Annotated in this window: 6 protein-coding genes; all 6 read right to left on the reverse strand. The window is 55.1% G+C overall.

Translation table 11 applies throughout. From position 1 onward, the window contains the following. Positions 1-136: 136 nt before the first annotated feature. Entirely contained in the window at positions 137-928 is a 792-nt protein-coding gene (locus C2U68_RS20075) for an efflux RND transporter periplasmic adaptor subunit (protein ID WP_186289685.1), read from the reverse strand. Between the two features lie 173 nt (positions 929-1,101). Continuing rightward, complete coding sequence (locus tag C2U68_RS20080; RefSeq protein ID WP_140914252.1) at positions 1,102-3,084, reverse strand: DEAD/DEAH box helicase; 1,983 nt, start codon at positions 3,082-3,084, stop codon at positions 1,102-1,104. A 7-nt stretch (positions 3,085-3,091) separates the two neighbouring features. After that, entirely contained in the window at positions 3,092-5,236 is a 2,145-nt protein-coding gene (locus tag C2U68_RS20085; RefSeq protein ID WP_140914253.1) for a biotin/lipoyl-binding protein, read from the reverse strand. Between the two features lie 21 nt (positions 5,237-5,257). After that, entirely contained in the window at positions 5,258-7,006 is a 1,749-nt protein-coding gene (locus tag C2U68_RS20090; RefSeq protein ID WP_140914254.1) for an HlyD family efflux transporter periplasmic adaptor subunit, read from the reverse strand. Continuing rightward, the gene (locus C2U68_RS20095) at positions 7,003-7,827 is read right to left on the reverse strand and encodes an HDOD domain-containing protein (protein WP_186289686.1); all 825 of its coding nucleotides are present in this window, start codon (positions 7,825-7,827) and stop codon (positions 7,003-7,005) included. Before C2U68_RS20095 ends, C2U68_RS20090 begins: the two co-directional genes overlap by 4 nt. Before the next feature lie 55 nt (positions 7,828-7,882). Then, on the reverse strand, positions 7,883-8,755 hold the full coding sequence (locus C2U68_RS20100; protein ID WP_140914256.1) for an HDOD domain-containing protein: 873 nt from the start codon (positions 8,753-8,755) through the stop codon (positions 7,883-7,885). Positions 8,756-8,912 lie beyond the last annotated feature (157 nt).

An 8,912-nucleotide genomic window follows, 5' to 3' on the forward strand; every position in this document is an offset into this window, starting at 1 on the left:
CTCTCGCTGAGTTGCGGGAGTCTCCTCCGGGCCGCCGCTGAAGCTCAAACGGTGTTGGATGTTGCTCAGTGAGAGTGTCGGCTGTCGCCAGGAACAGCCGACTCGCGCGGTGTCAGCATCTGGCGGAGAGCGACAATCAGCGCTTGGTCGGCAAATGCCCTGCCATGCCGGTGGTTGCCGGCGGCGGGTTGGCTGCGACCTTAGGGGCTTCGAACCCGAAACTGGCGATGCAGTTGACGCCGCCAACCAGTTCGTCGTCGGGATTGGGTAGCGTCATGCGCACGGTGAAACTGCCGCTGGCCGGATCGATTAATGGGTCGACTTTGGTAACGGTTGCTTTGACGACTTTCTTGGCCGGCAATTCAGGCCGCACTTCCACTTCCAGGCCAGGCTGAATCAAACCGAAGTATTCGGTAGGGGCAATCAATTCGACGCGCAACGGATTCACTTGGGCTAGTTTCATGATGGCGCGATCGCTTACCGATTCGCCCGGCATGGCATAGCGTTCGATAACCACGCCGTCGATTGGGCTTTTGATGGTTTTCACTTCAAGCTGAGCTTTGGCCAGTTCCAAGGCCAGCGCCGCCGAATTTTTACGCTCGGTGGCTTTTTTCAGTTCGATTTCCGCCAACGCGACTTCGGTTTCGACCTTATCTTTTTCGATTTGTGAAATAACATTGGTGGTGAACAGGCTGCGATAACGGGTGCGATTCCGCGTGGCGTAATCCAATTTCACTTTCTGGTTGCGCAAATCGCTGTTGGTTTCGGCATCGGCCTTGGCCTGATTGAATTTTGCTCGTTCCACCGAGGCCTCCAATTGCACGACCGCCTGACCTCGGCTGACGCGGTCGCCTTTATCGACTAGCAAGGTCTCTACGATTCCGGCTACCGGGCTGCTCAACTCTACATACATTTCCGGTTTGACCATGCAATCCAGGTTGGCGGCGGAGACGTCAGCACGATTGAGAAGGAGCCCTGGTACTGCGCAGATTAAGAATAGCCGGTTGATTCTACTCATGTCGTTTAAAAAGTGTGGCGATTGGCCTGATTGGGTTGCAGATGCCGTTTTTTAGCAAAAACGCCGGCAGCAGGCTACGGCCGTTATTCGAATTTGCCGGAGAATGCCAGGATGCGCGCCAAATGTTTGTCCTGATGCATTAATCGTTTTCGGACCAGGCGCTGTTGCCGTTCCTTGACCAATTGGGGTATGCGTAACACCATTTTTCCCAAAAAAGGCGGCAAAGGTTCGGCTGTAGCGGTCCAGCCCGCTAAGACCCTGAGCATAGCAGAGGAATAAAACTCCTGCAGGGTGGGGTCCTCAAGGGACAGAATGGCTTCGCAGCTGCCTGGATCGCCCTGGCGCGCGCAACGGCCGTAAAGTTGGCGGTCGATCCGGCGGGATTCGTTGCAGTGAAGCGAGATCACGTGCAACCCGCCCAGTTCCGCCACGCCCAGGCCCAGCCCAATGTCGGTGCCGCGCCCCGCCATATTGGTTGCCACGGTGATGGCATTTAGCTGGCCGGCATGGGCGACGATCTCCGCTTCGTGTTTATCTTGCTCGGCATTCAGTACCCGGTGCGGCAGATCTAGCCGGTTCAGCCAGGCGCTGACTTCCAACGATTCGGCCACCGAGCCGGTTCCAACCAAGATCGGCCGGCCCTGCTGGTGCAAGCTGCTGACCCGTTGCAAGAATGCCTGTTGTTTGGCCGTCGTTGTGGCATAAACCCGTTCGGCGAGGAGCAATCTGGTCGATGGGCGGTGGGTTGGCACTTTCACGGTATGGATACCGTAAACGCGGTGCATTTCCGCAGCGACTTCCCGCACCGTACCCGACGTCCCCGCCAGTTTCAGATAACGGCTGAAAAAGCGTTGATAACTGATCCGTGCCAATGGCTCGCGTTGTTCGGAGATCAGATAGCCCTCCTTGGCTTCTATCATTTGTTGCAAGCCCTGTTCCCAGGCTCGGTCGGGCATGACTCGGCCGGTAAACTCATCGATGATTTGGATCTTGTTGTCTTTCACAATGTAGTGTTTGTTGCGTTTGAAGCAATATTCGGCAAGCAAGGCCTGCTTGATCATCGCTTCCCGCCAGCGTTTGTTTTTCCAGACGGGGCCTAAGCCGACCACTAAGTCTGCGATGGTGTTTTCGCCGTGCGGTGTCAGTTCGATGTCCCGGGTTTTGGGAATCATGACAAAGTCTTCGTTGATGAACAGCGATGAGGCGACATACAAGGCGTCGCCGTAAGTCTCGGGCGATTCTGCGTTCGGCTTGGTTTGGGTGATGATCAGCGGAGTTTTGGCTTCGTCGATCAATACGCTGTCCGCTTCATCGATGATGGCAAAGCATAAACCGCGCAAGATGAGCGGGCCGGATTGCGCTTGCTTTAATTCCCGCTGGATTTGCCGAAACTGAAATTTCAACGGTCCGGTGTCTTCCCCCATTTCGATCCGATCGCGCAGGTAGTCGAAGGCAATCTGCTTGTTAGTGGTGTGTACGATCGGCAAGCCATAAGTTTTTCGGCGCTGTTCCAGCTCCATGCCGTCGACCACCGCGCCGGATTTCAGTCCAAGACGCAGGTAGAGCGGCTGCAAAATCTCGGCGTCGCGAGCGGCCAAATAATCGTTTGCCGTGATCACATGTACCGGGATGCCCGCTAATGCAGCGGTGCAGGCCGGTAGGGTCGCGGTCAGGGTTTTACCCTCGCCGGTTTCCATTTCCGCCAACATGCCGTTGATCATCAACCAGCCGCCAAATAGCTGCACATCGAAGTGTCTTTTATTCAAGGTACGTGCAGCGGTCTCCCGAATCACGGCAAACGCTCGCACGATCAGCCGTTCGGTCAGGCCGTGCTTATGCAATTCCTCGCGTAACTCCAGAATCGCCAGCGTGAGTTGTTGCTCGTTGAAGTGGCTCAAGTGGGTTTCGTGCTGCTTTACCCGGCTGACAATGTACGCTTGGCTGTAACGCTCGCGCCCCAGCCGTTTACGTATTTTGTCGATCAGAACCGCCGCGCCCTGCTCGAAGTCTGTCAAGCGGCTTTCCGGCTTTTGCGGGTAACTGCCGTAGCGCACTCCGGGGCGCATGACTGACTCAGACACTGAATTGTCTCAAAAAGACTTGGCGGATGCGCCGGTAAATCTGGGCCGCAATCGCTTCGCCACCATGATTGATCCGCACGTAGGCGCGAGTGCCTATCGGCAGATTCGTCGGCGCCGAAAAATCCAAGTCGACCAAAAAGATTTTCTGCAGGGTTTGCATTGCTTGCTCGTCTTGCGAGTTGACCCGAATTCTGCCGCCGCCGGTGGTTGCCAATGCCGGGCTGGGCAGGGTATTCGTCGCCTCCGGCGCCAAACGGATGATGGTGGCAGGGTATTCCCGAAACGGTTCGCTGGCCAAGCGGACGCTGATTTGCGGGACGCGTTGGCGAATCAGGCCGATATCGTCCTGGGGGACCGCCATCCGGATCGTCGGGGCCTGCGAATCCAGAATGTAGCCGATCGGTTCGCCGTGTTTTAAAAAACTGCCCGGCAGATCATCGCCATCCGGCAACAGGATGTATCCGGATTTTGCGGCAGTGACGATCATGGCATTGGACTTTGCGTTCAAATGATCCAGTTCCGATTCGGCAACCCGCAGCGATTCTTTCAGAATTTCGGCTTTGACTAAATCCGCTTCTCTCTCGGCCCGATATTGACTTTGCAATTCGGCGACCCTGGCACGGGCGATTTTGGTCTTTGCTTCTAACGCATCGTCATGCAGGTAGAGCAGCGCGTCGCCTTGATTGACCAATTGATTGGGTTTGACCAGTAGTTCGCCGACAAAACCATCTTGTTCGACTTTGATTTGGGCTTCATCCGGCAGCCATACGACGCCTTCCGCCAGCGTGTAATGCGGAATCGGCACAACGCCGATAAGTAATATCAAGCCCGTGGCCAAGCCGGCGGCGGTCAGCAGTGTTTTTTGTTTCTTTCGGCCGAGGGATGGGCTGGTCAAAACGAATTTTACCGCCCTGAACAAAGGCCAGCCGATTTGGAATAGTGCCATAGCGGAGGCGACGACTATTCCCAGGGCAAAGAATTTTTCGGTCAAATAAATGCCGACAAACCATAGCATCGAAAGCCGGTAACTCAACGAAGCCAAGCTATAGACGACGAACCAGGCGGTTTCTCCCGGTGCCGAAGCCGGCGAAGCCACCTGGCGCAAATCGAATAGATAGCGCTGGAAAAAATACGGCCAAATTCGGCTCGAACGCTGGTAGAGATTCGGAATGCCGAGCGCGTCTGCCAGGACGTAATAGCCATCGTACTTTAGGAGCGGATTGCCATTAAAGAATAACGATGAAACACCCCCGGTCAGCATCACGTTGAAGCCGATATCCTGGACTACCCCGATTTCGCTGCCCAGAAATAAAAACAAACCCAGTGCCGCCAGAAACGATTCCACCAAAATACCGGCAGCACTGATCAGAATCCGATCGAATTTGTTTCGCAAATGGTTCGCCGCGGAGACGTTGACATAGGGTACCGGCATGAACAGTAAGAAATTGATGCCCATCTCATGGACTTCGCCACCCTTCAGTTTCAGCGCAAAACCGTGGCCGAATTCATGCGCAATTTTGATCAGTGGGTAAAGCAAGAACAGAATCAAAACGTTATACGGAGCTAACGCATTCAGTTCCAGGTGGTGAGCGATTGCCGCCGAATTGGCGGCGGCTTGCAACAGCGCGGCGAACACAACCAGCAACCAGACCAGACCGAATTTTGCATTGAACAAAATGGCGGCCTTGGCTGCGTGTCTGGCGAGAAACTCGTCGGGATCCCACAGCGCCAATTTCAATGACAGCGGGTTCAGCAGCCGTTGATTGAGCTTGGTTTGATTCAGCCGGGCTTGGCGCTCGAACAGTTCTTCGGTGTTAACCAGGGCTTCGGTTTGCATCAAATCGGCCTGATGCAACTGGCCGAGCAACTGCACGATGTCCTGCTGGCTCGGAGCATAGTCGCCTAATTGGTGGTTCAGCGCATCAGCAATTTCCTGCACGCTGAGTTTGCCGTCCAACAGGCCGATGAATTGATAGGCCAGGCTATTGAAGCGTTGATGGCGGCCGGTGTTGGTGTCTTCCAGGATGTACCAGATCAGTCCCCGATACTCATGGCGATGAATCTCGATATGGCTGTGCAGCCTGGGCCTGAGCTTGGCGACGCGGTACCAATGCGGGCTGAACATATTATCTGACACGGCTGAACCTCTTCGGCGCTATCACCAGGACCAAATCCACAGACGTAACCAAGCCAGCATTTCGTGACTCCAAATCCACAACCAGCTGGCGCGGCCGGTCTCGATTTTGCCGACGCCTTCCATGCCGGGCCTTAACAGCTCGGGGGCGTTTTCCAGACTGGCTTCGACGCGGAATATGTTTCTCCCGCTATCGGTCTTCGCCACGGCGGTGATTTTTTGGACCACCAGGCTGAACGTTTGACTCGGCATGCTTGCCAGCACCAACGAACCCTTTTGACCTTCGCGCACATACGAAATTGCGCTTTCATCGACTTTGAGGATGATGCGGTAACCTTCCAGCGGCGCGATTTTGAACAAGGTGCTGCCGCGATCCACCGGCGATCCCAGTTTTTGGCTCAAATCGCCCTCGATCACCACCCCATCGAAAGGGGCGGTCAAGACGATCTTTTGCAATTGCTGACGGGTAAGTTCCATTTCCGCGTCGGCCTGATCGATTTGAGCGCTAATCACCCGTACCTTGACCAGATCGCCGCTGGACAATGCTTCGCGATATTCGCGGCGGAACTTCTGTAATTGGCCGTCCAGCTTATTCAATTCCAACTGCAGTTCGGCATCGTCCAGGCTTGCCATCACTTCGCCCTGGCGTACCGTATCGCCGGCGCGTACCGCGGCCGATTGCAAAAATCCGGAAATTGGCGCCGCGACCACACGTTGAATTTTGCCCTCCAGCACGGCGTCGGCCGTCACCCGAAAATCGCCGCGCAGTATCGAGGCAAGCAGCAGAAACACCAGCAGACCAACGCCGGTGAGCTTGAGCGCCAATCCTTTTAATCCGAAAAATTCTTTCAGGCCTTGCTTCAGACTAGCGCCCATCTTGGTCGTCAAGGCCTGCTCGTCGATTTTTTTGAGTGCCATGTAGGGCGCGATCAAAGCCAGTGCCTGTTCGCACAGGCGGACGCTGCGGCTGTCGAAGGGGCGCTGTTCGCTACGCAAGAGTGTGACCGCGCCGATGAATTCGCCGCAATGCAGCATAGGTAGGGTCAATAACGAACCGTAACCGTACTTTCTCGCCACTTCCAGGTGAGCCCGTTGAATGATGGCCGAAACGGTGTTGGGCACTACCACGATGCTATCCTGCTCGATCGCTTCATCCATCGCATCAGCGATCTTTTGCAGCAGATTCGTCTGCGGGTCGAGCTGTGCGTTGTGCGAAATAGCGACGACCTTGGTGTAATTGTCGTGAAATTCGCCAATGGCCACCCGCTCGCAATCCAAGGTCTGCGCCAGTTCCGTCGCCAGCCGAATCAGAACTTCAGGGTAGCTGTTCTGCTCCATGCAGCCGGCCAGCAGGTTGACGACCGCGGCGTAAAAATCGTCGCTCAACTGTGATTGGCCCTGAGCCAATTGCCACCATTGCACGCTTTGCTGCAACGTGTCGAAAACAGCTTGCTGACGCTCAACGGCTGAGTGTTGCAACTTGAGGGCGATTACGCCCAATAACGCAGAACCTACCACGACCGGCATGGCGAAAAAGTCGCAACGCGTTTCGTCCGGCTGCAACGCATCAATCATGCTAGCGGGTTGATTCGTCGCGAGTGCGCGCTGGCAAATCGGCGACAGATCGCCCGGCGTCGCGCCATCCGCAAGCCATTTCGCCACGGGTCGCATTTTTTTGGTGCCGGGCTCCAGCGCCATCAGGGCGGCGGCCTGCGTGTCCGGTACCTGTTGGCACAGGATGTTCAACCATTGCTGAGCGAAGCGGTTACTCATGGCGCTGAAGCTCCCTGATTCGCAATGAAATTCAGTGGGCAGAGCATTTGATAAACCTCATCGAGGTGCTGGGCTATTTCTTGCGCCACCACGTCTTTGGCGTTTTCCGGAATCGGGCCAAATTGGTCATCTTTGAATGGCTCGGCTGCAAGGGGTTTCGAAAAATGCTCCGGTGCGTTGAAAAGTTGTTGGGCGAAGTAGATCAGATAAGTCTCGTTCCGGTAGGGCGGTGCGCTGAGTTCAGGGTGCAGGTAGTGGCCGATAATGTGCGAATAGACTTCCGGCAAATGCCAAAGCCGCGTCAGCTCCGCTCCGAGCTGGCAATAATCAAAACCGAATATTTTGCGCTCTTGGGCGTCAATCGGCAGTCCCTGGTCGCGGCTGGTTAGCAATGCTTCGAGAGCTTGCTCCGGTGCTTTGACGAACATGGCGGCATGACCGATTTCAAGTAACAGGCCCAGCGTAAAAAAACGGTTTCCAGCCGGGACGTGACTGAGTCTGGCGATAGTTTGGCAGGCAATCCCCGATTCGATGGCCTGTCGCCAGAACTGGCGTAAATCCAGTACCGGGCTGGGCATATTGCAAAAGGTGCGCATGCATAAGCTGCTCAACAACAAATCATGGAGTTGAATGGTACCGATCAGGCTGATCGCCTCGTCAAGATCTGCGGCCTGGCGCTTGAAGCCGAAGAACTCGCTGTTGGCGATGCGGATCATCCGGATGGCTAACATCGGGTCGGTTTGCAAGGCTTTAACGTAATCGTCGATTCTTGCGCCGGGTTTTTCCAGTAAAACCCGGATTTTCAGATAGACCTCGGGCATGGAAATCCTTTCGGCCAGATCGCATAGAAAACGCTGCTCGGCTCTCATGTCGGATTTAGTTCAACATAACCTTTTCCATCTCCCTGCAGACCTCCCGAGTCCGTTCGATGGCTTCTTCCAGTTGTTCCGCAGTGAGCCCTAAATCCTGCAGGGCGGTGGCGGTTTCATCGCCCGTTTGCGTTAGCCCGGCGCGAGCGAAAACAGCTCTTTCGGCACAGCGGTGTACCAGATGCAGCAACGCGGTTTCCTTATGGTAGGTTTCCGCGTGATCCGGAGTGGGTTGGTAATGAACGATATCCTGAAAATGTCCCGGCAATTGCCATTGAGCCATTAGCTTGGCGCCAATTTCGCCGTAATGCATTCCTAACAACTGTTCCTCGACCAAGTGCAGTTGCCGTTGGCCGGACCGGGCGCTTTCCAACGCGCGTTTGGCCAGTTCCGGTAACTTGGCATAGATCACCAAATGACCGATTTCGTGAAGCAAACCGATCACAAACAAACGCTCGCCTTGGGGGATTTTTAAATGACGTGCCAATAATCGGGTCAATACCGCCGAGAACAAGCTGAAACGCCAGAATGCTTTCAATGGCACGATTTCGTTAGGCAGTTGCAAGGAGCCGATCGCGGAGGTTGCCAAGACCAAATCGTGCAATTGGCCGATACCCAGCATACTGACGGCTTGATTGAGGCTGCCGATTTTTCCGGGAAAGCCAAAAAAAGCGCTGTTGGCGACTTTAAGTACGGCGACCGTCAAATTGGGGTCGGAACTTACCACCTCGACAAATTGGTCGATATCGGACTTCGGATCGTCGATCAAGGTTCTGAGTCTTTGGTAAATCTCCGGCAGGGAAATCAAGCCTTTGATTTCCTCTAATATTTTCTCAATCGCGCTGGCTTCAGAGGCGGGGGCGACGGGTTTAAGCAACATAATTCTCCAACACGGGCATTAAACAGTCGATCCAGAGTATAGAGGGTAAACGGGAAACTGTGCCGATGCGGTTGCCAAGACGGGGAGGGCCATTGCCGGGCAAGAGTCAAGGCCGGGTCGGCAAAGTGGCGGGCGATGCGGTTACGTTACCGATTAC

It is taken from the genome of Methylomonas koyamae (assembly GCF_006483455.1).
GTDB classification, from domain to species: Bacteria; Pseudomonadota; Gammaproteobacteria; order Methylococcales; family Methylomonadaceae; genus Methylomonas; species Methylomonas koyamae_B.

What these genes read in the sequence shown, in the direction of transcription:
- C2U68_RS20075 (WP_186289685.1), bottom strand. Translation starts at nt 928, where the DNA reads ATGGTCAAACCGGAAATGTATGTAGAGTTGAGCAGCCCGGTAGCCGGA.
- C2U68_RS20080 (WP_140914252.1), bottom strand. Translation starts at nt 3,084, where the DNA reads ATGCGCCCCGGAGTGCGCTACGGCAGTTACCCGCAAAAGCCGGAAAGC.
- C2U68_RS20090 (WP_140914254.1), bottom strand. Translation starts at nt 7,006, where the DNA reads ATGAGTAACCGCTTCGCTCAGCAATGGTTGAACATCCTGTGCCAACAG.
- C2U68_RS20095 (WP_186289686.1), bottom strand. Translation starts at nt 7,827, where the DNA reads ATGCCCGAGGTCTATCTGAAAATCCGGGTTTTACTGGAAAAACCCGGC.
- C2U68_RS20100 (WP_140914256.1), bottom strand. Translation starts at nt 8,755, where the DNA reads ATGTTGCTTAAACCCGTCGCCCCCGCCTCTGAAGCCAGCGCGATTGAG.